Origin of the sequence: Streptomyces sp. R11 (assembly GCF_041051905.1) — a bacterium.
Taxonomy (GTDB): Bacteria; Actinomycetota; Actinomycetes; order Streptomycetales; family Streptomycetaceae; genus Streptomyces.
Genome location: NZ_CP163432.1, coordinates 1553507 through 1578577, shown reverse-complemented (window position 1 = coordinate 1578577; position 25071 = coordinate 1553507). Strand labels below are relative to the sequence as shown.

Sequence of the window (25071 nt, the reverse complement as noted above, 5' to 3'; positions counted from 1 at the left end):
ATGTACAAGCTTTTCTTCCGTCTGGTTTTCAAGCGGATGGACCCGGAACAGGCCCACTACCTGGCCTTCCGCTGGATCCGCCTCGCCGTCCGCATCCCCGTACTGCGCACGTTCGCCGCCGCCGCCCTCGCGCCCCGCCACAAGGAGCTGCGCACAGAGGCCTTCGGGCTGCGGATGCACGGCCCCTTCGGGCTCGCCGCCGGCTTCGACAAGAACGCGGTCGCCATCGACGGTATGTCGATGCTCGGCTTCGACCACGTCGAGATCGGCACGGTCACGGGCGAGGCGCAGCCGGGCAACCCGAAGAAGCGGCTGTTCCGCCTCGTGAAGGACCGGGCGCTGATCAACCGCATGGGCTTCAACAACGAGGGCTCGCTGGCCGTCGCGGCCCGCCTGGCCTCCCGTACGCCGGTCTTCAGGACCGTCGTGGGCGTCAACATCGGCAAGACCAAGGTCGTCCCGGAGACGGAGGCCGTCGGTGACTACGTGAAGTCGACCGAGCGGCTGGCGCCGTACGCCGACTATCTGGTCGTCAATGTCTCCTCGCCCAACACGCCCGGCCTGCGCAACCTGCAGGCCACCGAGGCGCTGCGGCCCCTCCTGGCCGCGGTCCGCGAGGCAGCCGACCGTACGGTGACCACCCGCCGAGTGCCGCTGCTGGTGAAGATCGCGCCGGACCTCGCCGACGAGGACGTCGACGCGGTCGCCGACCTCGCCGTCGAGCTCGGCCTGGACGGGATCATCGCCACGAACACCACCATCGCGCGCGAGGGGCTCGGTTTGAAATCCGAACCCTCGCTGGTCAAGGAGGCGGGCGGTCTCTCGGGAGCACCCCTGAAGGCGCGCTCCCTGGAGGTGCTGCGGCGCCTGTACGCGCGTGTGGGCGACCGGATCACCCTCGTGGGCGTCGGGGGCATCGAGAACGCCGAGGACGCCTGGCAGCGGATCCTGGCGGGCGCCACGCTGGTCCAGGGGTACAGCGCCTTCATCTACGAGGGGCCCTTCTGGGGCCGCGCCATCCACAAGGGACTCGCCGCACGCCTCCGTACCAGCCCGTACGACACCCTCGCCGACGCGGTCGGCGCCGAGGTCAGGAAGGCAAGGAAGACCGCATGAGTGCTCTGGAACCCTTTGGCGCACGCCTGCGCCGGGCCATGGACGAGCGTGGCCCCCTGTGCGTCGGCATCGACCCGCACGCCTCGCTGCTCGCCGAGTGGGGCCTGAACGACGACGTGGCCGGCCTGGAGCGGTTCAGCCGTACGGTCGTCGAGGCGATGGCCGACCGGGTCGCCGTGCTCAAGCCGCAGAGCGCGTTCTTCGAGCGGTTCGGGTCGCGTGGCATCGCCGTCCTGGAGAAGTCGGTCGAGGAGGCGCGGGACGCCGGGGCGCTGGTGCTGATGGACGCCAAGCGAGGCGACATCGGGTCGACCATGGCCGCGTACGCCGAGTCCTTCCTCCGCAAGGACTCCCCGCTGTTCTCGGACGCGCTGACCGTCTCGCCGTACCTCGGCTACGGCTCGCTGTCGCCGGCCGTGGCGCTGGCCCGGGAGAGCGGCACCGGCCTCTTCGTGCTCGCGCTGACCTCGAACCCGGAGGGCGGCGAGGTCCAGCACGCGGTCCGCGCGGACGGCCGCAATGTCGGCGCGACGATGCTGGCGCACCTGGCTGCCGAGAACACGGGGGAGGAGCCCATGGGTTCCTTCGGGGCGGTCGTCGGCGCCACGCTCGGTGACCTCTCGTCCTACGACCTCGACATCAACGGTCCGCTTCTCGCCCCCGGCATCGGGGCGCAGGGCGCCACCCCGGCGGATCTTCCCCGGGTCTTCGGGGCCGCGGCGCGCAATGTCGTCCCGAACGTCAGCCGGGGCGTGCTGCGGCTCGGGCCCGACGTCGTCGCACTGCGTGACGCCGCGTCACGCTTCGCCGAAGAGGTCGCGGTCGCTGTGTCGGGTGCCTGACCGCCGTCAGGGGTGTTCGACCCGCTCGAGCGAGTCCTCCGATGAGTGGCCCGGGCCGACTTGAGTCTGAATACATCCTCAAATCCGGGGCATTATGTCCTAAATGTCCGGCCTGACGGAGGCTGACCAGGACTTTTCCGCTGTTCTCGCTGACTCTGGCGGACTTGGCCGCTAGTCTCCGACGAGTGGGAGCACCTCCCACGCTCCCAAAGCAGTGGGGGAGAACGGGCAGCGTGTTGCTCGTGCCTCCCCAGGTGTGGGGCGACTAGGTTCCTCACCGGTCCGTATCCGACAGTTCAACATCCGAGGTGACGTAGGCGTGGCTCTTCCGCCCCTTACCCCTGAACAGCGCGCAGCCGCGCTCGAAAAGGCCGCCGCGGCTCGCCGGGAGCGGGCCGAGGTCAAGAATCGACTCAAGCACTCCGGCGCCTCCCTTCACGAGGTCATCAAGCAGGGCCAGGAGAACGACGTCATCGGAAAGATGAAGGTCTCCGCCCTGCTCGAGTCCCTGCTCGGCGTGGGCAAGGTCCGCGCCAAGCAGATCATGGAGCGACTCGGCATCTCCGAGAGCCGCCGCGTGCGTGGCCTCGGCTCGAACCAGATCGCATCCCTGGAGCGTGAGTTCGGCAGCACGGGCTCCTGATCCGGGCACTTGGGACCGGGAGTCCCGGGCACTCCGGGATTGCTGGAATAATCGCTGCATGAGTGAACGTCCGCGGCTGACCGTGCTCTCCGGCCCCTCCGGGGTCGGCAAGAGCACGGTCGTCGCCCATATGCGCAAGGAACACCCCGAGGTCTGGCTCTCGGTGTCGGCGACGACCCGCAAGCCCCGCCCCGGCGAGCAGCACGGAGTCCACTACTTCTTCGTCACCGACGAAGAGATGGACAAGCTGATCGCCAATGGGGAGCTGCTGGAGTGGGCCGAGTTCGCCGGCAACCGCTACGGCACGCCGCGTGCGGCGGTGCTGGAGCGGCTGGAGGCGGGTGAGCCCGTTCTCCTGGAGATCGACCTCCAGGGCGCCCGGCAGGTCAGTGAGTCGATGGCCGACGCCCAGCTGGTGTTCCTGGCTCCCCCCTCCTGGGAGGAGCTCGTACGCAGACTCACCGGACGTGGCACCGAGCCGCCCGAGGTGATCGCACGCCGCCTGGACGCGGCGAAGGTCGAGCTGGCGGCCGAGCCGGAGTTCGATGTGACCTTGGTCAATACCTCCGTCGAGGACGTGGCGCGTGAGCTGCTAGCCTTGATGGACGTTGTGTGATCGTGACTGCTCGTACTGAGTGATCACATCGACTGATTCTTTCCCATCCATCGGAAGGTAGAGCGTGTCCTCTTCCATCTCCGCGCCCGAGGGCATCATCAACCCGCCGATCGACGAGCTCCTCGAGGCAACCGACTCGAAGTACAGCCTCGTGATCTACGCGGCCAAGCGGGCCCGCCAGATCAACGCGTACTACTCGCAGCTCGGCGAGGGCCTCCTCGAGTACGTCGGTCCGCTCGTGGACACCCACGTCCACGAGAAGCCGCTGTCGATCGCCCTGCGCGAGATCAACGCGGGTCTGCTGACGTCCGAGGCCGTCGAGGGCCCGGCGCAGTAAGTAGTATCTGCAGCTTGCAGAAGGCTTTTCCACAGGCCCGGCAGCGCGTCTGCCGGGCCTGTGGTGTGTCATGGATGTCGTACGTTTCCGAGGTCCGGGGAGAGACGGTGGACAAGCCGAAGGTCGTTCTGGGGGTCAGCGGTGGCATCGCCGCGTACAAGGCCTGCGAGCTGCTGCGCAGACTCACCGAGTCCGGACACGACGTCCGGGTCGTTCCCACCGCCTCGGCGCTGCACTTCGTCGGCGCCGCCACCTGGTCCGCCCTGTCCGGCAAGCCCGTCTCGACCGAGGTCTGGGACGACGTCCACGAGGTACCGCACGTCCGCATCGGCCAGCAGGCCGACCTGGTGGTCGTCGCCCCGGCCACGGCCGACACGCTCGCGAAGGCCGCGCACGGCCTCGCCGACGACCTGCTGACCAACACCCTGCTCACCGCCCGCTGCCCGGTGGTCTTCGCCCCCGCCATGCACACCGAGATGTGGGAGCACGCGGCCACCCAGGAGAACGTGGCGACGCTGCGTCGGCGCGGCGCGATCGTCATCGAGCCCGCCGTCGGCCGCCTCACCGGCGTCGACACCGGCAAGGGCCGGCTGCCCGAGCCCGCGGAGATCTTCGAGGTCTGCCGCCGGGTGCTCGCCCGGGGCGTCACCGAAGCCGACCTCGCCGGACTGCACGTCGTCGTCAGCGCCGGCGGTACCCGCGAGCCCCTCGACCCGGTCCGCTTCCTCGGCAACCGCTCCTCCGGCAAGCAGGGCTACGCTCTCGCCCGCACCGCCGCCGCCCGGGGCGCCCGGGTGACGCTGATCGCCGCCAACACCGGGCTGGCCGACCCGGCGGGCGTGGACGTCGTCCAGGTCGGCACGGCCGTACAGCTGCGGGAAGCGGTCCTCAAGGCGTCCGCGGACGCCGACGCGGTCGTGATGGCGGCAGCGGTCGCGGACTTCCGTCCGGCGTCGTACGCCACCGGAAAGATCAAGAAGAAGGACGACCACGAGCCGGACCCGATCGTCCTGGTGCGAAATCCGGACATCCTCGCGGAGATCTCGACCGACCGTGCCCGCCCCGGCCAGGTGATCGTCGGCTTCGCCGCGGAGACGGACGACGTGCTGGCCAACGGCCGAAGAAAGCTGGAGCGCAAGGGGTGTGACCTTCTCGTGGTGAACGAGGTGGGCGAGCGCAAGACCTTCGGCTCCGAGGAGAACGAGGCGGTCGTCCTGGGCGCCGACGGCAGCGAGACGCCCGTGCCGTACGGGCCGAAGGAAGCCCTGGCCGAAACCGTGTGGGACCTGGTGGCGCGCCGGTTGGGCACCCATGGTTGATGGGCTGCGGACTTCCCTCCGGCAGCGCTCGATTCGGGTGTGGCGCCCCTGGCCAAGGGCACATGACATTGGGCAGAATGCCCGTGCCGCAGGTCACAGCCCTCCCGAGAGGCGAGACAGGGGGTCCGTGGCCGAACGCGACAGATAAACTGTCCTCGGACGACGCCGGGCGCAGCCCCCGTCCCGTCCAACAATGATCAGCCAGCAGCCGCTGCAACCCCAGGGAGCGTTGTGTCCCGTCGCCTGTTCACCTCGGAGTCTGTGACCGAGGGTCACCCCGACAAGATCGCTGACCAGATCAGCGACACCATTCTTGACGCGCTTCTGCGCGAGGACCCGTCGTCCCGGGTCGCTGTCGAAACCCTGATCACGACCGGCCTGGTGCACGTGGCCGGAGAGGTCACGACCAAGACGTACGCGGACATCGCGACGCTGGTCCGCAACAAGGTCCTCGAGATCGGCTACGACTCCTCGAAGAAGGGCTTCGACGGCGCCTCCTGCGGCATCTCGGTCTCGATCGGCTCGCAGTCGCCGGACATCGCGCAGGGCGTCGACACGGCGTACGAGTCCCGTGTCGAGGGCGACGAGGACGAGCTGGACCGCCAGGGCGCCGGCGACCAGGGCCTGATGTTCGGCTACGCGACGGACGAGACGCCCACGCTGATGCCGCTGCCCATCTTCCTGGCGCACCGCCTGTCCAAGCGCCTCTCCGAGGTCCGCAAGAACGGCACGATCCCCTACCTGCGCCCGGACGGCAAGACGCAGGTCACCATCGAGTACGACGGTGACAAGGCGGTCCGTCTGGACACCGTGGTCGTCTCCTCGCAGCACGCGAGCGACATCGACCTGGACTCCCTCCTCGCGCCCGACATCCGGGAGTTCGTGGTCGAGCCCGAGCTGAAGGCTCTGCTCGACGACGGCATCAAGCTGGACACCGAGAACTACCGCCTTCTGGTGAACCCCACCGGTCGCTTCGAGATCGGCGGCCCGATGGGTGACGCGGGTCTGACCGGTCGGAAGATCATCATCGACACGTACGGCGGCATGGCCCGCCACGGTGGCGGCGCGTTCTCCGGCAAGGACCCGTCCAAGGTGGACCGCTCGGCGGCGTACGCGATGCGCTGGGTCGCCAAGAACGTGGTCGCTGCCGGCCTGGCCTCGCGCTGCGAGGTGCAGGTGGCGTACGCGATCGGCAAGGCCGAGCCCGTCGGTCTCTTCGTCGAGACCTTCGGCACGGCCAAGGTCGAGACCGAGAAGATCGAGAAGGCCATCGACGCGGTCTTCGACCTGCGTCCGGCCGCGATCATCCGCGACCTGGACCTGCTCCGCCCGATCTACGCCCAGACCGCCGCCTACGGCCACTTCGGCCGTGAGCTGCCGGAGTTCACCTGGGAGCGGACGGACCGCGTGGACGCGCTGCGCAAGGCAGTGGGTCAGTAAGGCCTGCTTCACGGGTTTGTTCGAGGCCCGGCGTCCCTGGTGGGGCGCCGGGCCTCGGTGTACCCGCGCTCGTGGGGGAACTCGGGCTCCGGCGGTTGTCAGTGGCGTTTGGTAGGAATACAGGCGTGAGCAGCGAGAACGAGACCGGTGACGGCGAGGCCGAGGGGGCGTCGCCCGAGCAGCTCGCGCTCATTCGGGACAGTGTGCGCAAGGCCAAGGTCCCGCGGGCCAAGCCGCGGACCTGGCGGGGGGCCGCGCTGGCCAAGGAGCTGCCCGTGGCGCGGGTGCTGGTCGACAAGGGTGTGCTGCATCTCGATCGGTACTTCGACTACGCCGTGCCGGAGGAGTTGGACGCCGAGGCGCAGCCCGGGGTGCGGGTGCGGGTGCGGTTCGGAGCCGGGCGGCACCGGGTGCGTGAGGGGCGGCGTGAGGGCGGGGGGCTCATCGACGGCTTCCTCGTCGAGCGGCTTGCCGAGTCCGACTACTCCGGGCCGTTGGCGGCACTCGCGCAGGTCGTCTCGCCTGAGCGGGTGCTGAGCGAGGAACTGCTCGGGCTCACGCGGGCCGTGGCCGACCGGTATGCCGGAGGGCTTGCCGATGTGCTGCAGCTGGCCGTGCCGCCGCGCAGTGCGCGTGCCGAGCAGCGGCCCTCACCGGAGCCGCTCCCGCCGCCTGGCAGGCCCGAGGTGGGGTCCTGGGGGCGGTACGAGCGAGGCGCCGCCTTCCTGGAGTCCCTGGCCTCCGGAGGTGCGCCGCGTGCCGTGTGGAACGCTCTGCCCGGTCCCGAGTGGAGCGAGGAACTGGCCCGGGCCGTCGCGGCGACGCTCGCCTCCGGCCGCGGGGCCGTCGTCGTGGTGCCGGACGGGAGAGCTGTCGCTCGGGTCGACGCTGCCCTGACCTCGCTGATGGGCGAGGGCCGGCATGCGGTGCTGACCGCCGATGCGGGGCCCGAGAAGCGGTACCGGGAGTGGCTGGCCGTACGGCGCGGGAGCGTCCGGGCGGTCGTGGGGACGCGGGCCGCCATGTTCGCGCCCGTGCAGGACCTCGGGCTGGTCGCCCTCTGGGACGACGGCGACGACAGCCACAGCGAGCAGCACGCCCCGCAGCCTCATGCGCGTGAAGTCCTGTTGCTCCGGGCCGCGCAGGACAAGTGCGGCTTTCTGCTGGGGAGTTGGAGCTGCACGGTCGAGGCCGCCCAGCTCGTGGAGAGCGGCTGGGCCCGGCCGTTGGTCGCCACCCGGGAGCAGGTGCGGGGCGCGGCTCCGCTCGTACGGACCGTGGGGGACGGGGATCTCGCGCGGGACGAGGCCGCTCGGGCCGCTCGGCTGCCCACGCTCGCCTGGCAGGCGGTGCGGGAGGGGCTGCGCCAGGGGCCGGTTCTCGTGCAGGTGCCGCGGCGCGGATACGTGCCGCGGATGGCCTGCGCCAACTGCCGGGCTCCCGCTCGGTGCCGGCACTGCTCCGGGCCGCTGGAGGCGCAGGGCTCCGGGGTCGAGCTGCGGTGTGGGTGGTGCGGGCGTGACGAGGGGGCCTGGCACTGTCCGGAGTGCGGTGCGTTCCGGCTGCGGGCTCAGGTGGTGGGGGCGCGGCGGACCGCCGAGGAGCTCGGGCGGGCCTTTCCCGCTGTGCCGGTGCGGACCTCCGGGCGTGAGCATGTGCTCGACACCGTGCCGGGCACACCCTCGCTGGTCGTGAGCACACCGGGCGCCGAGCCCGTCGCCGAGGGCGGGTATGCGGCGGCGCTGCTGCTGGACGGCTGGGCCATGCTCGGGCGGCCCGACCTACGGGCGGGGGAGGACGCGTTGCGGCGCTGGATTGCCGCCGCTGCGCTGGTACGGCCGCAGGGCGCCGGGGGGACCGTGGTCGTGGTCGCCGAGCCCACGCTGCGGCCCGTGCAGGCGCTGGTGCGGTGGGACCCGGTCGGGCATGCGGTGCGGGAACTCGGCGAGCGGGCCGAGCTGGGGTTTCCGCCGGTGTCCCGGATGGCTTCCGTGGCCGGGCCGGGAGAGGCGGTGGCCGAGTTTCTCCGTACCGCCGAACTGCCGCCGGAGGCCGAGGTCTTGGGACCCGTACCGGTGCCCGTGACGGCGGTGGGACGCCCGCGGCGCGTAGGGGGTCCGCCACCCGGGGAGCACTGGGACCGGGCGCTGATCCGGGTTCCGCCGGGAAGCGGGGCGGCGTTGGCGTCCGCGCTGAAGGCCGCGCAGGCGGCGCGGATGGCGCGTGGGGCTGGGGAGATCGCGGTGCGGGTTCGGATCGATCCGCCTGATATCGGGTGACGTTGGTGCTGCCTGGTGCTGCCTGGTGCTGCCTGGTGCTGCCTGGTGCTGCCTGGTGCTGCCTGGTGCTGCCTGCCCTGCGGTGCCGCGCAGGGCTTGGTCAGGGCCTGGGCAGGTATGCCTCTGCCCTCCCGGGTGCGCATCGGGAGGGCAGAGCGAGGTGGGGCAGTCGCGGTGTCAGCCGTTGCGAGGGCCGGGGAAGACCGTGGGCCTGGCCTCGTCGCGCAGGCCGGGGCTGCCTGCCGTCGGCTGCGTCGGCATGGAACGGGCTGCGGGGACCGTCGGCACCGGAGGGAGAGCGGTGGTGACGTTCACCGTCCGGCTGCCCGCCGGCTCGGTCGTCCGCTCGGCCTCGGCCGCCGCCTGAGTGGCGGCGCGGCGCGCGCCGTAGCGTCGGTGGACCGCCTGCTTGGTGACGCCGAGGGCGGAACCCACCGCGTCCCACGAGAAGCCGAGTGAGCGGTCGAAGTCCACGGCTGCCGTGACCAGGGTTTCGACGCTGTCCCGCAACTCCTGGGCGAGACGGACCGTCGGGGCGGGGGCGCGTCCGTAGACGACGAAGCCCGTGGAGGGGCCGGAGCGGCGCGGGCGGTAGACGTTGCCCAGTTGGGCGGTGAGCGTGCGCAGTGCGTCCACCTGCCGGCGGACCCGCTCGATGTCCCGCACCAGCAAGTGCAGGCTGGCCCGAGCCTGGGCGTCGTGGGTTGCGTGGTCGGCCATGAACAAGCCTCTCGAACCGGCGTTGAAAAGGAAGGGGCCGCGGATACGGCGGGTGCGGCCCGTTGTGGTCAACTCTTTCTTGACCAACGCGGGAGCGGTCCGCGGGTCACGCAGTGGGGGCGTATGGGCATATGCCTACGCCCCTGGGTGGGGGTACGCGCCTCGATGTCCGGACCTTCGGCCTCGGGTGCCTCGCTGTCCCTCCTGGCCGTGGTGAATTCCTTCGTGGTGCCGCCGACGTGAGCCCTCCTCGTGCCCGCACATAGACTTGTGTGCTGCCCCAACCAACCCCGTCCGAGAGGCCCGTGCCCACCCATGAAGCTTGTCTTCGCCGGTACCCCCGAGGTCGCCGTTCCCGCTCTGGACGCTCTGATCGCCTCCGGGCGGCACGAGGTGGCCGCCGTCGTGACGCGGCCAGACGCGCAGGCCGGGCGGGGGCGCAGGATGGTGGCGAGCCCGGTGGCCGAGCGGGCCGAGGAGGCGGGCATCGAGGTGCTCAAGCCGGCCAGGCCGCGCGACCCCGAGTTCCTGGAGCGGCTCAGAGGGATCGCGCCCGACTGCTGCCCCGTCGTCGCCTACGGCGCCCTGCTGCCGCGCGTTGCCCTCGACATCCCGGCCCACGGCTGGGTCAACCTGCACTTCTCGCTGCTGCCCGCCTGGCGCGGGGCCGCGCCCGTGCAGCACTCCATCATGGCCGGCGACGAGATCACCGGGGCCTCCACCTTCCTGATCGAGGAGGGACTCGACTCCGGGCCCGTCTACGGCACCGTCACCGAGCAGATCCGGACCACCGACACCAGCGGCGACCTGCTGACCCGGCTGGCCTTCGCCGGCTCCGGGCTGCTCGCGGCGACCATGGACGGGATCGAGGACGGCACGCTGAAGGCCGTACCGCAGCCGAGCGAAGGGGTCACCCTCGCCCCCAAGGTCAACGTCGAGGACGCCCACATCGACTGGGCCGCTCCCTCCCTGCGCGTCGACCGCGTCGTGCGCGGGTGCACTCCCGCACCGGGTGCCTGGACCACCTTCCGCGGCGAGCGGCTCAAGCTCATCCAGGTGCAGCCGGTGCCCGGGCGGGACGATCTCGCGCCCGGCGCGCTCTCCGTGGGCAAGAACAACGTGTACGTCGGGACCGGGTCGTACGCCGTCGAGCTGCTGTGGGTGCAGGCTCAGGGCAAGAAGCCGATGCGGGCCGCTGACTGGGCGCGGGGCGTGCGGATCGGGGACGGGGAGCGCGTCGGGGAGTGACCGGCCCACGCCTGGCCGACGGTGCGACGTAGGCTGGTCGGTACATCTCATCCAGCAATCCGGAGCACCTTTTTCGTGAGCGACACCACCCGTCGGCCCCGTAAGCCCGGCAAGCCCTACCGACGGCCCAAGAAGGACCCCGTCCGCGTCCTCGCCTTCGAGGCACTGCGCGCCGTGGACGAGCGGGACGCGTACGCCAACCTCGTACTGCCGCCGCTGCTGCGCAAGGCGCGCGAGCAGGGCGACTTCGACGGGCGGGACGCCGCGCTCGCGACCGAGCTGGTGTACGGGACGCTGCGGCGGCAGGGGACGTACGACGCCGTGATCTCCGCGTGTGTGGACCGGCCGCTGCGTGAGGTCGACCCGCCCGTGCTCGATGTGCTCAGCCTGGGCGTGCACCAGCTGCTGGGGACGCGGATTCCCACGCATGCGGCGGTATCGGCGTCCGTTGAGCTCGCCCGGGTCGTCCTCGGTGACGGGCGCGCGAAGTTCGTGAACGCCGTGCTGCGGAAGGTCGCGCAGGACGACCTCGACGGGTGGATCCAGCGGGTCGCGCCGCCGTACGACGACGATCCCGAAGAGCACCTCGCCGTCGTTCACTCGCATCCGCGGTGGGTCGTCTCGGCGCTGTGGGACTCGCTCGGTGGCGGGCGGGCCGGGATCGAGCGGTTGCTGGAGGCCGACAATGAGCGGCCCGAGGTGACGCTCGTCGCGCGGCCGGGGCGGGCCACGACCGAGGAACTCCTCGGTGAGGAGGCCGCGGTGCCGGGGCGCTGGTCGCCCTATGCCGTGCGGCTGGCCGAGGGCGGGGAGCCGGGGGCCATCGAGGCCGTGCGGGAAGGCCGGGCGGGGGTGCAGGACGAGGGGTCTCAACTGGTTGCGCTCGCCCTGGCCAACGCGCCGCTGGACGGGCCCGACGAGAAGTGGCTCGACGGGTGTGCCGGGCCCGGGGGCAAGGCGGCGCTGCTCGGGGCGTTGGCCGCCGAGCGGGGGGCCATGTTGCTTGCCTCCGAGAAGCAGCCGCATCGGGCCGGGCTGGTGGCCAAGGCGCTTGCCGGGAATCCTGGGCCGTATCAGGTCATCGCCGCCGATGGGACGCGGCCGGCCTGGCGGGCGGGGAGCTTCGACCGGGTGCTGGTGGATGTGCCGTGCACGGGGCTCGGGGCGTTGCGGCGGCGGCCGGAGGCTCGGTGGCGGCGGCGGCCGGAGGATCTGGAGGGGTTCGGGCCGCTGCAGCGGGAGTTGCTGCGGGCGGCGTTGGAGTCCGTGCGGGTGGGGGGTGTCGTCGGGTACGCCACGTGTTCGCCGCATCTTGCCGAGACCCGGGCTGTCGTGGACGACGTGCTGAAGCACGGGGCCGCGGGTGAACTGGTTGATGCACGGCCCTTGCTGCCGGGGGTGCCGGAGCTGGGGGAGGGGCCTGATGTGCAGTTGTGGCCTCATCTGCATGGGACCGATGCGATGTACTTGGCGCTGATTCGGCGGGTGGGGTGATTTCGCCCCCGCCGCCCCTGCCCGCCCCGTCCGTGAAGGGGCTCCGCCCCTTCGACCCACCAGGGGGCTGCCGCCCCCTGGACCCCCGCTTCGGCCTGAACGGCCTCGTCCTCAAACGCCGGACGGGCTGAAAGAGCAGGACCGGCGTTGAAAGGTGCCGCTGTACGCACCTCCACTCAGCCACCCCTCCCCGCCATGCCCTCCTCCGGCTCCCGTACCGCCGGAGCTCCCCCGTCCTCGCGGGCCAGGCGGTGTGGCCACCACACCTTGGGGCCGACGTCCAGGAACAGGGCCGTCACCAGGACCGAGCGGACGATGAAGGTGTCCAGGAGTACGCCCAGGGCCACTGCGAAGCCGATTTCGGCGAAGGCGACCATGGGGAGGGTGCCCAGGGCTGCGAAGGTGCCGGCGAGGACCAGGCCGGCCGAGGTGATGACGGCGCCCGTGGCGGCGAGGCCGGTGATCACGCCGGGGCGGGTGCCCTGGTGGGCTGCCTCCTCACGGATGCGGGTGGTGAGGAAGATGTTGTAGTCGATGCCGAGCGCCACCAGGAAGACGAAGACGAACAGCGGGAAGTCGGTCGACTCCCCGGCGTAGTCGAAGATGTGGCGGAAGGCGAGCGCGCTGATGCCCAGGGCTGCCGCGAAGGACAGGATCACCGTGCCGATCAGCAGGAGCGGGGCGATCAGGGCGCGCAGCAGGGCACAGAGGATCAGGAGCACGACCAGCAGGACCAGCGGGATGATCAGGATGTTGTCGTGCGTCGTCGCCTTGTCCATGTCCAGGAGGGCCGCCGTTCCGCCGCCCACTTGGGCGTCGGCGTCCGGCACCGCGTGGACGGCGTCGCGGACCCTCTCGACGGTCTGTTTCGCGGCCTCGCTGTCGGCGGGAGCGGTCATCGTCGCCTCGAAGAGGACCTTGCCTTGGAACGACGGTTTTGTGCCTGGTGGCAGGCCCAGTGAGGTGGGGACGACGCCCTGTGTCTCCGCCACCGCGCGGCCGACCTCCACGGCCTGGGCCTGGTTGCTGACGATGACCAGGGGGTCGCCGCTGCCGGCCGGGAAATAGCGCGCCGAGATCTCCTGGCCGGTGATCGAGTCCGGCTTGTCGGTGAACGCGTCGGCATTGCTCAGCCCCTCGGCGCGCAGCTGGATCAGCCCGAGGGAGCAGACCGCGAGGGCGATCGCCGTGACGACCCAGACCATGCGCGGGCGATGGGAGATACGGCGGCCCATGCGGGCCCAGATGCCCCGCTTGTCCGGGTTCTCGGTGCCCAGGTGCGGGATCACCGGCCAGAAGATCCAGCGGCCGAAGATCACCAGGAGCGCGGGGAACAGGGACATCATCGCGAGCAGGGCCACCGCCACGCCGATCGCGGCCACCGGGCCGAGGCCCCTCGTGGAGTTCATCTCCGCCGCCAGCAGCACCAGCATGCTCAGCACGACGGTCGCACCGGACGCGATCACCGCCGGGCCGGCGCGGTGCAGGGCAAGGGCCATCGCCTCGTGGCGGTCCTCGTGACGGCGCAGTTCCTCCCGGTAGCGGGCGACGAGCAGGAGTGCGTAGTCCGTGCCCGCGCCGAACACCAGGACCGTGAGGATGCCCGCGCTCTGGCCGTTGACGGTCAGGCCCGCGTGTTCCGCCAGGAGATAGATCAGGGCCTGCGCGGTGAACAGGGCGACGATCACGGCGATGAGGGGGACGACCAGCAGGGTGGGACTGCGGTAGGTGAGCAGGAGCATGACGATGACGACCACCATCGCCGAGAACAGCAGCGTGGAGTCGATGCCCTCGAAGGCCTCGGAGAAGTCCGCGGAAGTGCCGCCCGGGCCCGTGATGTGCACGGTCAGCCCGCCGCCGCCCTCGCCGACGACGTCCTTGATGGAGTCCACGGCGGGGGCGATGCGCTCCCAGCCCTTCTCGTCCATCGTGATCGGGACCTGGACCTGGGCCGCGCGCGGGTCCAGCTCGCGGTCGAAGACCGGGCCCCGGGTCTCGGCGCCGCGGATGCCGTGGTCGGTGAGCTGCTTGAGCTGCGCCACGTCCGCGGTGATCGCCGCGCGGTCCTGGGCCGTCAGGCCGCCGTCGCGGGCGTAGATGACGATCGCCGGGATCTGCTCCGGCCTGAAGTCCTCGGAGATCTCCAGGACTTGGGTGGATTCGGCGGACCCAGGCAGCCAGGAGGCCGCGTCGTTGTCCTGCGCGTCGGTCAGCTTCTGCGCGAACGGTGCCGTCAGGAACAGCACCGCCAGCCACAGAATGAGCACCACCCACTTGGCGCGCCGTCCGCACACCAGATGGGCGACGCCCCGCTGTCCCGAAGGGGACTGCCCCTTCTCCTGGGTCTGAGTCATGCCCACCCCCGCAGCTCTCCGTGGAGCCGGTCGGCCGCCCAGCATGGCACGCACGAACCGGACACAACATCCGATGAACGTCTTAGGTCTGTACTGGCGCGAACATTCGTGCTCCGGCATGGCAGTCTTGGGTCATGGCCGCGCAGATCAACCCCAGCATCCTGTCCGCCGACTTCGCCCGCCTCGCGGACGAGGCAAAGGCGGTCGAGGGAGCCGACTACCTCCACGTCGACGTCATGGACAACCATTTCGTCCCGAACCTCACGCTCGGCGTGCCGGTCGTAGAGTCCCTGGCCCGTGCGACGGACACGCCGCTGGACTGCCATCTGATGATCGAGGCCCCCGATCGGTGGGCGCCCCAGTACGTCGAAGCGGGGGCCTCCTCCGTCACCTTCCATGTCGAGGCCGCCGCGGCACCGGTACGGCTTGCCCGGGAGATCCGGGCCAAGGGCGCCCGTGCCTCCATGGCGCTCAAGCCCGCGACACCCATCGAGCCGTACGAGGATCTGCTCCCCGAGCTCGACATGCTGCTGATCATGACGGTCGAGCCGGGCTTCGGTGGTCAGGCGTTTCTCGACATCATGCTTCCGAAGATTCGCCGCACCCGCGAGTTGATCAGCAAGCACGGCCTGGACCTGTGGCTCCAGGTCGACGGCGGTGTCTCGGCCTCGACGATCGAGCGGTGTGCGGAGGCGGGCGCGGACGTCTTCGTCGCTGGTTCGGCGGTGTACGGGGCCGATGACCCGGCCGCGGCGGTCCGTGCGCTGCGCGCGCAGGCGGAGGCGGTGACGAAGTCCGCGGCCTGGGCATGCGACCACTGAGCCAAGGGAACGTGAACGGCGCCCATCAGGGCGGATCAAGAGCGCCGGATCTGCAAGGATGAACGGCGAATCCAGAGTGTGAACAGCAGTGAGGAGATCGCCGTGTCGGGTATGTCGGCGGGCCGGTCAGCCATGCGGATGGGACCCGCTGAGCTGGTGCAGGCGGCGGCCATGGCCCGCCGCTTCTACCTCGAGGGCAAATCCAAGATCCAGATCGCCGAGGAGTTCGGCGTCAGCCGCTTCAAGGTGGCCCGGGTCCTGGAGACCGCTCTCGAACGGGATCTGGTGCGCATCGAAATCCGCGTACCGGCCGAACTGGACGCCGATCGCTCGGACGCGCTGCGCGCCCGGTACGGCCTCAGGCACGCCGTCGTGGTCGAGTCCCCGGCCGAGGCCGAGGAGTCGCCCGACCCCGAGAACCTGGGAGAGGTGGCCGCCGACCTGCTCGGCGAGCTGGTGAACGAAGGGGATGTGCTGGGCCTGGCCTGGGGCCGGTCCACCATCCACATGGCCGCGGCCCTGGACCGGCTGCCGCCGTGCACGGTGGTGCAGTTGACGGGCGTGTACGACGCCGGGACCGCCGAGCGCGGTTCGGTCGAGGCGGTGCGCCGCGCGGCCCAGGTGTCCGGCGGCGACGCCCACCCCATCTACGCGCCGATGCTGCTGCCGGACGCGGCCACCGCGGCGGCGCTGCGGCACCAGACCGGAATCGCCCGGGCCTTCGAGTACTTCGACAAGGTCACGGTCGCCTGCGTCTCCATCGGCTCCTGGGAGCCGGGCATCTCGACGGTGCACGACATGCTCAGCGACGAGGAGCGGGCGCACTACGCCTCGCTCGGCGTCGCCGCCGAGATGTCCGCGCACCTCTTCGACGCCGAGGGACGCCGGGTCGGCCGGGACCTGGGGGAGCGGTGCATCACGGTCAAGGCCGACCAGCTCCGCCGTATCCCGGAGGTCGTCGCGATCGCCGGCGGGCAGCGCAAGGGACCGGCGATCGACGCGGTGCTGCGGTCCGGGCTCGTCACCAGCCTGGTGACGGACACGTCGGCGGCGGACTATCTGATGACGGCCGGTCCGACGCCGAAGCCGACGCTCAACAGGACGGATCCGGACGGGCACTGACGGCGTGTCAGGAGGGGGGCGGCCCAGAGGTCGCCCCCTTCGTTCATTTGCTTCATCCGGGTTCATTCGCTTCATCCGATCACTATGACCTTGGCGGTACTGAGATGACGGAGCTCGTGGTCCCGCTGGACCTCGACGGGATCACGGACAAGGCCGGCCTGATGGACCGCTGCGCCCGCGCCCTGGACCTGCCCGACTGGTTCGGCCGCAACTGGGACGCGCTCGCCGACTCCCTCTCCGACCACACCGTCTGGCCGGCGGGCGCCGTGGAGCAGGGGCTGCTGGTCGTCGTACGGAACTGGCGGCCGTACGCGAAGGCGCGGCCCGACGAGTGGGAGATCGCCCAGGACGTGTTCTCCGAGGCGGTGGACCGGACGCAGGCGCTCACGGTCGTGCTTGCTCTTGGAGGATCCTCCTAGGGGGTGTCTGACCTGCTTGGATGATGCGACCGTGCATCGCATTCCGGTCAGCATGGGACAATGAAGTACGTGCTCTTCCCCCTGGCTGACCTGTCCGGGGGCCACCTCTGATCGACTGGGATGTGCAGCACGTGCGTTTCCTCAATGACATCCAGCCCGCGTACGACCTGACGTACGACGACGTTTTCATGGTCCCGAGCCGCAGCGCGGTGGGGTCGCGGCAGGGCGTGGACCTCAGCTCCCCGGACGGCACGGGCACCACCATCCCGCTGGTCGTCGCCAACATGACCGCCATCGCCGGCCGCCGGATGGCCGAGACGGTGGCCCGGCGCGGCGGCCTGGTGGTCATCCCGCAGGACATCCCGATCGACGTCATCACGGACGTCATCTCCTGGGTGAAGAGCCGCCACCACGTCCTCGACACGCCGATCGTGCTGGCCCCGCACCAGACCGTCGCCGACGCGCTGGCCCTGCTGCCGAAGCGCGCGCACAACGCCGGTGTGGTCGTCGACGACGACTTCAAGCCGATCGGCGTGGTCACCGACTCGGACCTGTCCGGCGTGGACCGCTTCACGCAGCTCGAAGTGGTCATGTCCCGGGACCTGCTGCTGCTGGACGCGGCCCTCGACCCGCGCGAGGCCTTCAACACGCTCGACCACCACAACCGGCGCTATGCCCCCGCCGTCGACTCCGACGGCCGTCTCGCCGGCATCCTCACCCGCAAGGGCGCCCTGCGGGCCACACTGTACTCGCCGGCCACCGACGCCGACGGCAAGCTGCGCATAGCGGCCGCCGTCGGCATCAACGGAGACGTGGCGGGCAAGGCCAAGCAGCTGCTCGACGCGGGCGTCGACACGCTCGTCATCGACACGGCGCACGGCCACCAGGAGTCGATGATCGCCGCGATCCGGACCGTGCGGGCGCTCGACCCGCAGGTGCCGATCGTGGCCGGCAACATCGTGGCCGCCGAGGGTGTGCGGGACCTGGTCGAGGCCGGCGCGGACATCATCAAGGTCGGTGTCGGCCCCGGCGCCATGTGCACGACCCGCATGATGACCGGCGTCGGCCGGCCGCAGTTCTCCGCGGTCCTGGAGTGCGCCGCCGAGGCGAAGAAGTACGGCAAGCACGTCTGGGCCGACGGTGGCGTCCGGCACCCGCGCGACGTCGCCATGGCGCTGGCCGCCGGTGCGTCCAACGTGATGGTCGGGTCCTGGTTCGCGGGGACGTTCGAGTCGCCGGGCGACCTCCAGCAGGACGCGAACGGCCGCCTCTACAAGGAGTCGTTCGGCATGGCCTCCGCGCGGGCCGTGGCCAACCGTACGTCCGACGAGTCGTCGTACGACCGGGCCCGCAAGGCGCTGTTCGAGGAGGGCATCTCCACCTCGCGCATGTTCCTCGACCCGGCCCGGCCGGGCGTGGAGGACCTGATCGACTCGATCATCGCGGGCGTGCGGTCGTCGTGCACCTACGCCGGCGCCGGCTCCCTGGAGGAGTTCGCCGAGAAGGCGGTTGTCGGCATCCAGAGCGCGGCCGGCTACGCGGAGGGCAAGCCCCTGCACGCCAGCTGGAGCTGACGCCAACTGCCTTGTCCGCGGCCCCCGTTGTCCCGTTCGCCGGGAACATCGGGGGCCGTTTTGCGTGCCGCCCTTTCGCCTCATAGCTCGGGTTCAGATGTATCCGGGCGGCTGCGTGCAGTCGGTGGCTTGTCGCGCAGTTCCCCGCGCCCCTGGGGGCGTTTGCCGAGCGTACGTAGAGGGCGCTGCGCGCGATGCGCGGCATGGGCGGGCAGAGCCCTGCGTGTTCTTGGTCGAGCCTCTCTGAAGCCGTCCGGGAGGACCTCCGCGCAACGGTTCAAAGCCCCGCCGCAACGAACACCCACCCAGCCCCCAGACACGCAATGATCTTGCGGGCATGCGCAAGGTTGCTGCATTTCACCAGCAACGCCGATCCTCGTAGGCTGTCGCCTCGTACGTGGCGTGGCAGGGACCCCGCTCGGTGGGTCCCTGCTCGAAGGGTGCCGCCGGTCCCTGCCGCCCTGACCGGCAGCGATAAGGAGCCAGCGCGTGCTCGACCAAGGCGCACCCCCGCAGAACCCAAGCCAGACCGCCGCCCCCGCGTCCCTCGGAGTCGGCGCGCGCCTCATGCGTCGCAAGCCCGTGGAACACCTGGTCGCGGAGGGTGGCCAGGGTGAGGGAGGGTCCCTGCGGCGCTCTCTCGGCATGTGGCAGCTGACCATGATCAGCATCGGTGCCACCCTCGGCACCGGCATCTTCGTCGTCCTGGGCGACGCCGTCCCGGAGGCCGGCCCCGCGGTCACCCTGGCCTTCGTGATCGCCGGTCTCACGGCGTTGTTCTCGGCCCTGTCGTACGCCGAGCTGGCGGGCAGCATCCCGGTCGCGGGCTCGTCGTACTCGTATGCGTACGCAACGATGGGCGAGCTCGTCGCCTGGGTCTGCGGCTGGTGTCTGGTGCTGGAGTACGGCGTGTCGGTGGCCGCCGTCGCCGTCGGCTGGGGCGAGTACCTCAACGAGCTGCTCGACGGGACCATAGGCGTCACCATCCCCGCCGTGCTGTCCTCCGCGCCCGGTGAGGGCGGGATCATCAACCTGCCCGCCCTGATCGTCGTGCTGCTGGCGATGATCTTCCTGCTCGGTGGCGTCCGGGAGTCCGCCCGGGCCAACACGATCATGGTCGCCGTCAAGATCGCCGCGCTGGTGCTGTTCTGCGCGGTCGGCTTCATGGGCTTCAAGTCCGGCAACTACGAGGACTTCATGCCGCTCGGCATGGCCGGCGTGAGCGCCGCGGGCGCCACGCTCTTCTTCTCGTACATCGGCTTCGACGCCGCCTCCACCGCCGGTGAGGAGGCCAAGGACCCCAAGCGGGACCTGCCGCGGGCCATCATGCTGTCGCTGATCATCGTGACCGCGCTGTACGTGGTCGTCGCGGGTGTCGCCGTCGGTGCCTGGCACTGGACCAAGTTCGAGGGCTCCAGCGCCTCCCTCGCCGCGATCATGAACGACGTCAGCGGCCAGTCCTTCTGGGGCACCCTGCTCGCGCTCGGCGCGGTCATCTCCATCGCGAGCGTCGTGCTCACCGTGCTCTACGGCCAGACCCGCGTGCTGTTCGCGATGTCCCGTGACGGCCTGGTGCCGAAGGCGTTCGGCAAGGTTCACAAGAAGACCGGCGCCCCCCGCATCAACACGGTCATCGTGTCCCTCTTCTGCGGTGCGCTCGCCGCCCTCATCCCGCTGGGCAAGCTCGTCGACGCCACCAGCATCGGCACGCTGTTCGCCTTCGCGCTGGTCAACATCGCGGTGATCATCCTGCGCTACCGGCGCCCGGAGCTCGAGCGCACGTTCAGGGTGCCGTTCGGGCCGGTGTTGCCGGTGCTGGGCTTCCTGTTCTGCGCATACAACATGTTCAGCCTGGACACCGTGACCTGGGTGGTCTTCGGGTTCTGGATGGCGGCGGGTCTCGTGTTCTACTTCGTGTACGGCTATCGCCGTTCCCGTCTTGCGACACCAGAAGTGAAGTGAACCACCCGCAGTGCTGAACGATCTCGACGAACGCATCGTGCACGCCCTCGCCGAGGACGCCCGCCGCTCCTACGCGGACATCGGGCAACTGGTCGGCCTGTCCGCGCCCGCCGTGAAGCGGCGCGTGGACCGGCTGCGCGCCACCGGAGCGATCACCGGATTCACCGTACGGGTGGATCCGTCGGCCCTCGGCTGGGAGACCGAGGGGTTCGTCGAGATCTACTGCCGGCACAACACCTCGCCGGACACCATCCGGCGGGGGCTGGAGCGGTACCAGGAGGTTGTGGCCGCCTCCACTGTCACCGGGGACGCCGACGCCGTGGTGCAGGTGTTCGCCTCGGACATGCGGCACTTCGAGCGGGTGCTTGAGCGGATTGCCGGGGAACCGTTCGTGGAGCGGACCAAGTCGGTGCTGGTGCTGTCGCCCTTGTTGCGGCGGTTTTCGTCCGGGTCGCCCACGTAGTCCTCCGGGCGCGGGCCGGTGGGGGCCGTTCGCACAGTTCCCCGCGCCCCTGCAGGACGTTCCTGCGGACCTTCTTCAGCATGTGCCGTACGACCAGTGCGTGGGCGCCCGTGCCTATGACCAGCCGACGGTAGAGGGCGCCCGCGCGGCCGGGGAAGTCGGCCCTCGTCTCGGCCCGCAGACGGGTGTGGCCCTCCGCCGGCACGTCCAGGTGGAAGAGCAGGGCGTACGTCGAGAACGGGTGGTGGCCCACGTAGGCCAGTTCCTTGCCCGGGACCGACACCGCCACGCGCAAGCCCCGGGAGCCGTTCATCAAGGCGCCCAGTTCGTGCCGGACGGTGTCGGTGGTCGCCTCGATGGTCGTCGTGTGCTCGTCGATGAACGGCAGGGCGGGGATGTCGGTCGAGTCCATGGGGGAAGTCTCGTCCGGTCGCCCGCGGCCGGGCCTCCTCCGGCAGGCGGAGGCGGGTAGCCGTTCGGGGGAGAGGGTCAGTCCGCCGTCTTGCGGGCCAGCGCGTTGTTGTCGATCGAGTTGTGCACGCTGAAGCTCACCGCGTCCGAGCGGTAGCGGTCGTCCGACCATTCGACCGGGCGGCCTTCGCGGGTCGTCGTCACGCGGCGCACCCGGAGCAGGGGGCTCGTGCGGCGGATGCCCAGCAACTCGGCGTCCTGGGCGCCCGCTGACACCGCGTCGATGACGTGCTCGCCGTAGGCGAAGACCAACCCCGTGTCGTCGTACAGGCGTTGGGTGACGGAGGGGCAGTCGGGCTCTATGGCCTCGACGGCCGGGGAGATCCAGTCGGCGTAGACCGTGCGCTCCAGCAGGACCGGTTCGCCGTCCAGGCCGCGCACCCTCAGGACATGCAACACCGGTGTTCCGGCGCTCAGTTGGAGGCGGACCGCGTCCTCCTTCGTCGCGGGTCGGTGGTCCTGCGCGACCACGTGGCCGGTCGCCTCCCGGCCCATCGCATGCGCCCACTGGGCGAAGCTGCGCAGTTCGGCGAAGCTCTGGCTGCGGCGACTGGCCAGGACCACCCGACGGGCGCCCTGGCGTGAGCCGATGAGTCCCTCGGCGGTCAGTGCGGCGACGGCCTGCCGGACCGTGCCGCGGGAGACGCCGTAACGGGCCGCGAGGTCCGTCTCGGCGGGCAGCAGGCTGCCGACCGTGTACTCCTCGTGGTCGATCGCGCGGCGCAGCTCGTCGGCGATCTCCTCGTGTCGCGCCGTCATGCTTCCCCTCTGAGTCGGTTGTTGTGCACAGAGTGACCAGCGTAAACGAGATCCGACAGTGCTCCGTGCCAGCCGGGACTGTGCACGAAGCATGGGGTCAGGGTTTCACCGGCGTTCACTTTCGGGACATCGAGACCGGGCGTACTGAGGCCAACTTGTTCAGACAAGTTGGCCCCGTGGGGCCTCCTCCACCCTCGCGCGTCCCCTGGAGAAACCGTGTCCGTTTCCCTGCCGAGAACGGCTGCCCGCAGCGGCGCCCTCGCCGTCGTCGCCGCGCTCGCCCTCAGTGCCTGCGGCGCCGCTCCCGACAACGCGTCCACCTCCGCCGACGGCAAGAGCGCCGCCACCGCCACCTCCGCCGAGGAGTTCGGCGGCATCGACAAGCTGGTCGAGGCGGCCAAGAAGGAGGGCACGCTGCATGCCATCGCGCTGCCCCGCGACTGGGCCAACTACGGCGCCCTCATCGACGGCTTCCAGAAGAAGTACGGCATCAAGGTCGAGGTGGAGAACCCCGACGGCTCCAGCCAGGACGAGATCAACGCCGTGACGTCCCGGAAGGGGCAGGACCGCGCCCCCGACGTGCTCGACCTCGGCAGCTCCTTCGCGATCAGCGCCGCCCAGCAGGGGCTGCTCGCGCCGTACAAGGTGGAGGCCTTCGCCGACATCCCCGAGGGCCAGAAGGACGCGCAGGCCCGCTGGTTCAACGACTACGGCGGCTACATCTCCATCGGCTGCGACGCCAAGCGGGTCAAGGAGTGCCCGAAGACCTTCGCCGACCTGCTGAAGCCGCAGTACAAGGGCCAGGTCGCCCTCAACGGCAACCCCACCAAGTCCGGCTCGGCCTTCGGCGGCGTCTACGCGGCGGCGCTCGCGAACGGCGGCTCCTTCGACGACATCCAGCCCGGCCTCGACTTCTTCGCCAAGCTGAAGAAGAACGGCAACTACACGCCCGTCGAGTCGACCCCGGCCACCGTCGAGAAGGGCGAGACGCCCATCAGCATCGACTGGGACTACCTCAACGCCGGCTACGCCGAGGAGTTCAAGTCCAAGGGCGTCGACTGGCAGGTGTCGGTGCCGAGCGACGGCCAGTTCTCGCAGTACTACTCCCAGGCGATCAACAAGGACGCCCCGCACCCCGCGACCGCCCGCCTGTGGCAGGAGTACCTCTACAGCACCGAGGGCCAGAACCTGTGGCTGAAGGGCTACGCCCGTCCGGCCCTGATGACCGCCATGGAGAAGGCCGGCACCCTCGACAAGACGGCCGCGGCCAAGCTGCCCGAGGTCTCCGGCACGCCCTCCTTCCCGACCGAGGCCCAGCAGAACAAGGCCAAGACGGTGCTCGGCCAGGGCTGGGCGAAGGCCGTCTCCGGATGACGGCCACCCTCACCGGGGCCGACACGGCGCCCGCCGCTGCGCGCAAGCGGCGGCGCCGTCCCCTCGGCGGCTCGCTCGCCGTCGTCCCGCTCCTCGTCTTCACCGCGCTCGCCTTCGGGCTGCCCGCCCTGGCCATGCTGGACGGCGCCTTCACCGTCAAGGACCCGGCCACGGGGGCGACTTCGTACAGCGCCGACAACCTGATTGCCTCGCTCCAGGGCGCGTACCTCACGGCCCTGCTCGGCAGCGTCAAACTGTCCGCCGTCTCCGCCGCGCTCGGCGCCCTGCTCGGGCTGCCGCTCGCCCAGGCCGTGGTGACCTCCCGCTTCCGCGCCCTGCGCGAGGCCGTGCTCACCGCGTCCGGAGTGCTCGCCAACTTCGGCGGCGTCCCGCTGGCGTTCGCCTTCGTCGCCACGCTCGGCAACGCCGGTGTGCTGACCCGCCACCTGGGCCTCACGGACAAGGGCTGGGACCTCTACAGCTTCTGGGGCCTGGTCCTCGTCTACCTGTACTTCCTGATCCCGCTGATGGTCCTCACCATCACCCCGGCCCTGGACGGCCTGCGCTCCCAGTGGCGCGAGGCAGCGCAGAACAACGGCGCCACGGCCGTGCAGTACTGGCGCCATGTGGCCCTGCCCGTGCTGCTGCCCACGCTCCTCGGCGGGTTCGTCCTGCTCTTCGGCAGCGCCTTCGCCGCGTACGCCACCGCCGCCGCGATGGTGGGCAGTTCCGTCCCGCTGGTCACCCTCCAGATCGCCGACGCCCTCTCCGGCAACGTCCTGGTCGGCCAGGAGAACGTGGCACTCGCCCTCAGCCTCGACATGGTCCTGGTCGCCGGCCTGGTCATGGCGGTGTATCTGCCCCTGCAACGACGGAGCGCACGATGGCTCGCCTGAACCTGTGGCGGTGGGGCGTGCTCGGCCTCGCCGGACTGTACTTCCTGGTGCCGCTCGCCGCGTCGGTGGTCTTCACGGTCGACGTGCCCGGGCAGGGTCTCACCTTCGACGCCTACGGTCAGATCTTCTCCACCGACGGCTTCACCTCCAGCCTGCTGCTCTCCCTGGAGCTGGCCCTCGCCACCATCGCCGTCGTCCTGCTGCTGATGGTGCCCGCCATGGTCGCGCTGCGGCTCGGCGCGCCCCGGCTGCGGCCGGTCGTCGAGATCGTGTGCTCGCTGCCGCTGGTCGTGCCGCCGATCGCGTTCGTCGCCGGGATCGGGACGGTGCTGAAGTGGGGGCCCGAGCACCTGTCGCGGACCCCGCTGTTCCAGACGTTCGTCGCGATCCAGAACCCCGACTTCCCGTTCGTGCTCGTCCTCGCCTACGTCGTGATGGCGCTGCCGTTCGTGTACCGGGCCCTGGACGCCGGGCTGCGCGCCATCGACGTGCCCACCCTCGTGGAGGCCGCCCGCAGCTGCGGGGCGAGCTGGCCGCAGGCACTGGTGCAGGCCGTCCTGCCCAACCTGCGCGGCGCCCTGCTCAACGCCTCCTTCCTCACCCTCGCCCTGGTGCTCGGCGAGTTCACCGTGGCGCAGCTGCTCGGCTTCCAGCCCTTCGCGGTGTGGATCGTGAACGTCAGCGGCTCGCAGGCCCAGCTGTCCGTCGCCGTGTCCGTGCTCAGCCTGCTCGTGACCTGGGTGCTGCTCCTCGTGCTCGCCGGCTTCGGCGGCCGTACCCGTACTACCTCCCGGGGATGAAC

The 25071-nt window shown here is 70.6% G+C and carries 22 protein-coding genes; 19 read left to right on the top strand and 3 right to left on the bottom strand.

Features of this window, described 5'->3' with window-relative positions; all coding sequences use genetic code 11:
- From AB5J55_RS07145 to AB5J55_RS07110, 8 genes are all read left to right on the top strand, one after another.
- A complete protein-coding gene (locus tag AB5J55_RS07145; protein WP_369269848.1) occupies positions 1–1116 on the top strand; it encodes a quinone-dependent dihydroorotate dehydrogenase in 1116 nt (371 codons plus the stop codon).
- Positions 1113–1958, top strand: a complete 846-nt coding sequence (gene pyrF / locus AB5J55_RS07140) for an orotidine-5'-phosphate decarboxylase (RefSeq protein ID WP_369269847.1) — start codon at positions 1113–1115, stop codon at positions 1956–1958. The genes AB5J55_RS07145 and pyrF overlap by 4 nt, the downstream gene beginning before the upstream one ends.
- A 319-nt stretch (positions 1959–2277) precedes the next feature.
- Positions 2278–2601: an integration host factor gene (locus tag AB5J55_RS07135; protein WP_369269846.1), complete on the top strand. Its 324-nt coding sequence runs from the start codon at positions 2278–2280 to the stop codon at positions 2599–2601.
- A gap of 58 nt (positions 2602–2659) precedes the next feature.
- A complete protein-coding gene (gmk, locus tag AB5J55_RS07130) occupies positions 2660–3217 on the top strand; it encodes a guanylate kinase (protein WP_369269845.1) in 558 nt (185 codons plus the stop codon).
- 64 nt (positions 3218–3281) lie between these two features.
- Positions 3282–3554, top strand: coding sequence for a DNA-directed RNA polymerase subunit omega (gene rpoZ / locus AB5J55_RS07125; RefSeq protein WP_003988945.1), 273 nt, complete (start codon positions 3282–3284; stop codon positions 3552–3554).
- A 107-nt stretch (positions 3555–3661) separates the two neighbouring features.
- Positions 3662–4873, top strand: coding sequence for a bifunctional phosphopantothenoylcysteine decarboxylase/phosphopantothenate--cysteine ligase CoaBC (gene coaBC / locus AB5J55_RS07120; RefSeq protein ID WP_369276117.1), 1212 nt, complete (start codon positions 3662–3664; stop codon positions 4871–4873).
- A 231-nt stretch (positions 4874–5104) separates the two neighbouring features.
- On the top strand, positions 5105–6313 hold the full coding sequence (gene metK, locus AB5J55_RS07115) for a methionine adenosyltransferase (protein ID WP_369269844.1): 1209 nt from the start codon (positions 5105–5107) through the stop codon (positions 6311–6313).
- A gap of 125 nt (positions 6314–6438) precedes the next feature.
- Positions 6439–8592, top strand: coding sequence for a primosomal protein N' (locus AB5J55_RS07110; RefSeq protein WP_369269843.1), 2154 nt, complete (start codon positions 6439–6441; stop codon positions 8590–8592).
- Positions 8593–8769: 177 nt separating this feature from the next.
- Here AB5J55_RS07110 and AB5J55_RS07105 read toward each other — a convergent pair whose 3' ends face one another.
- Complete coding sequence (locus AB5J55_RS07105) at positions 8770–9312, bottom strand: hypothetical protein (RefSeq protein ID WP_363041129.1); 543 nt, start codon at positions 9310–9312, stop codon at positions 8770–8772.
- Between the two features lie 315 nt (positions 9313–9627).
- On the opposite strand from AB5J55_RS07105, the gene fmt reads away from it, so the two are divergent.
- Positions 9628–10560, top strand: a complete 933-nt coding sequence (fmt, locus tag AB5J55_RS07100; RefSeq protein WP_369269842.1) for a methionyl-tRNA formyltransferase — start codon at positions 9628–9630, stop codon at positions 10558–10560.
- Between the two features lie 75 nt (positions 10561–10635).
- Positions 10636–12054 (top strand): RsmB/NOP family class I SAM-dependent RNA methyltransferase, encoded by a 1419-nt coding sequence (locus AB5J55_RS07095; protein ID WP_369269841.1) that lies wholly within the window; start codon positions 10636–10638, stop codon positions 12052–12054.
- A 176-nt stretch (positions 12055–12230) separates the two neighbouring features.
- Here AB5J55_RS07095 and AB5J55_RS07090 read toward each other — a convergent pair whose 3' ends face one another.
- Entirely contained in the window at positions 12231–14408 is a 2178-nt protein-coding gene (locus AB5J55_RS07090; RefSeq protein WP_369269840.1) for an MMPL family transporter, read from the bottom strand.
- Positions 14409–14542: 134 nt separating this feature from the next.
- On the opposite strand from AB5J55_RS07090, the gene rpe reads away from it, so the two are divergent.
- The 6 genes from rpe (at position 14543) to AB5J55_RS07060 (ending at position 20769) form a co-directional block, all read left to right on the top strand.
- Positions 14543–15229, top strand: coding sequence for a ribulose-phosphate 3-epimerase (gene rpe, locus AB5J55_RS07085; protein WP_369269839.1), 687 nt, complete (start codon positions 14543–14545; stop codon positions 15227–15229).
- Positions 15230–15307: 78 nt separating this feature from the next.
- Entirely contained in the window at positions 15308–16351 is a 1044-nt protein-coding gene (locus tag AB5J55_RS07080) for a sugar-binding transcriptional regulator (RefSeq protein WP_369269838.1), read from the top strand.
- 104 nt (positions 16352–16455) lie between these two features.
- On the top strand, positions 16456–16770 hold the full coding sequence (locus AB5J55_RS07075) for a barstar family protein (RefSeq protein ID WP_369269837.1): 315 nt from the start codon (positions 16456–16458) through the stop codon (positions 16768–16770).
- A 131-nt stretch (positions 16771–16901) separates the two neighbouring features.
- Complete coding sequence (locus AB5J55_RS07070; protein ID WP_369269836.1) at positions 16902–18344, top strand: GuaB1 family IMP dehydrogenase-related protein; 1443 nt, start codon at positions 16902–16904, stop codon at positions 18342–18344.
- Between the two features lie 489 nt (positions 18345–18833).
- Positions 18834–20306, top strand: coding sequence for an amino acid permease (locus AB5J55_RS07065; protein ID WP_369269835.1), 1473 nt, complete (start codon positions 18834–18836; stop codon positions 20304–20306).
- Between the two features lie 10 nt (positions 20307–20316).
- The gene (locus AB5J55_RS07060; protein WP_048581051.1) at positions 20317–20769 is read left to right on the top strand and encodes an Lrp/AsnC family transcriptional regulator; all 453 of its coding nucleotides are present in this window, start codon (positions 20317–20319) and stop codon (positions 20767–20769) included.
- 489 nt (positions 20770–21258) lie between these two features.
- On the opposite strand, the gene AB5J55_RS07055 is transcribed toward AB5J55_RS07060, so the two are convergent.
- Entirely contained in the window at positions 21259–21999 is a 741-nt protein-coding gene (locus AB5J55_RS07055; RefSeq protein ID WP_369269834.1) for a GntR family transcriptional regulator, read from the bottom strand.
- 216 nt (positions 22000–22215) lie between these two features.
- On the opposite strand from AB5J55_RS07055, the gene AB5J55_RS07050 reads away from it, so the two are divergent.
- From AB5J55_RS07050 to AB5J55_RS07040, 3 genes are read left to right on the top strand one after another with little or no spacing between them, the layout of a single operon-like run.
- On the top strand, positions 22216–23373 hold the full coding sequence (locus tag AB5J55_RS07050) for an ABC transporter substrate-binding protein (protein WP_369269833.1): 1158 nt from the start codon (positions 22216–22218) through the stop codon (positions 23371–23373).
- On the top strand, positions 23370–24269 hold the full coding sequence (locus tag AB5J55_RS07045; protein WP_369269832.1) for an ABC transporter permease: 900 nt from the start codon (positions 23370–23372) through the stop codon (positions 24267–24269). The genes AB5J55_RS07050 and AB5J55_RS07045 overlap by 4 nt, the downstream gene beginning before the upstream one ends.
- Positions 24257–25069, top strand: coding sequence for an ABC transporter permease (locus tag AB5J55_RS07040; RefSeq protein WP_369269831.1), 813 nt, complete (start codon positions 24257–24259; stop codon positions 25067–25069). The genes AB5J55_RS07045 and AB5J55_RS07040 overlap by 13 nt, the downstream gene beginning before the upstream one ends.
- The last annotated feature ends 2 nt before the right edge of the window (positions 25070–25071 follow it).

What these genes read in the sequence shown, in the direction of transcription:
- AB5J55_RS07145 (WP_369269848.1), top strand. Translation starts at nt 1, where the DNA reads ATGTACAAGCTTTTCTTCCGTCTGGTTTTCAAGCGGATGGACCCGGAA.
- pyrF (WP_369269847.1), top strand. Translation starts at nt 1,113, where the DNA reads ATGAGTGCTCTGGAACCCTTTGGCGCACGCCTGCGCCGGGCCATGGAC.
- gmk (WP_369269845.1), top strand. Translation starts at nt 2,660, where the DNA reads ATGAGTGAACGTCCGCGGCTGACCGTGCTCTCCGGCCCCTCCGGGGTC.
- AB5J55_RS07105 (WP_363041129.1), bottom strand. Translation starts at nt 9,312, where the DNA reads ATGGCCGACCACGCAACCCACGACGCCCAGGCTCGGGCCAGCCTGCAC.
- fmt (WP_369269842.1), top strand. Translation starts at nt 9,628, where the DNA reads ATGAAGCTTGTCTTCGCCGGTACCCCCGAGGTCGCCGTTCCCGCTCTG.
- AB5J55_RS07090 (WP_369269840.1), bottom strand. Translation starts at nt 14,408, where the DNA reads ATGACTCAGACCCAGGAGAAGGGGCAGTCCCCTTCGGGACAGCGGGGC.
- rpe (WP_369269839.1), top strand. Translation starts at nt 14,543, where the DNA reads ATGGCCGCGCAGATCAACCCCAGCATCCTGTCCGCCGACTTCGCCCGC.
- AB5J55_RS07075 (WP_369269837.1), top strand. Translation starts at nt 16,456, where the DNA reads ATGACGGAGCTCGTGGTCCCGCTGGACCTCGACGGGATCACGGACAAG.
- AB5J55_RS07055 (WP_369269834.1), bottom strand. Translation starts at nt 21,999, where the DNA reads ATGACGGCGCGACACGAGGAGATCGCCGACGAGCTGCGCCGCGCGATC.
- AB5J55_RS07045 (WP_369269832.1), top strand. Translation starts at nt 23,370, where the DNA reads ATGACGGCCACCCTCACCGGGGCCGACACGGCGCCCGCCGCTGCGCGC.
- AB5J55_RS07040 (WP_369269831.1), top strand. Translation starts at nt 24,257, where the DNA reads ATGGCTCGCCTGAACCTGTGGCGGTGGGGCGTGCTCGGCCTCGCCGGA.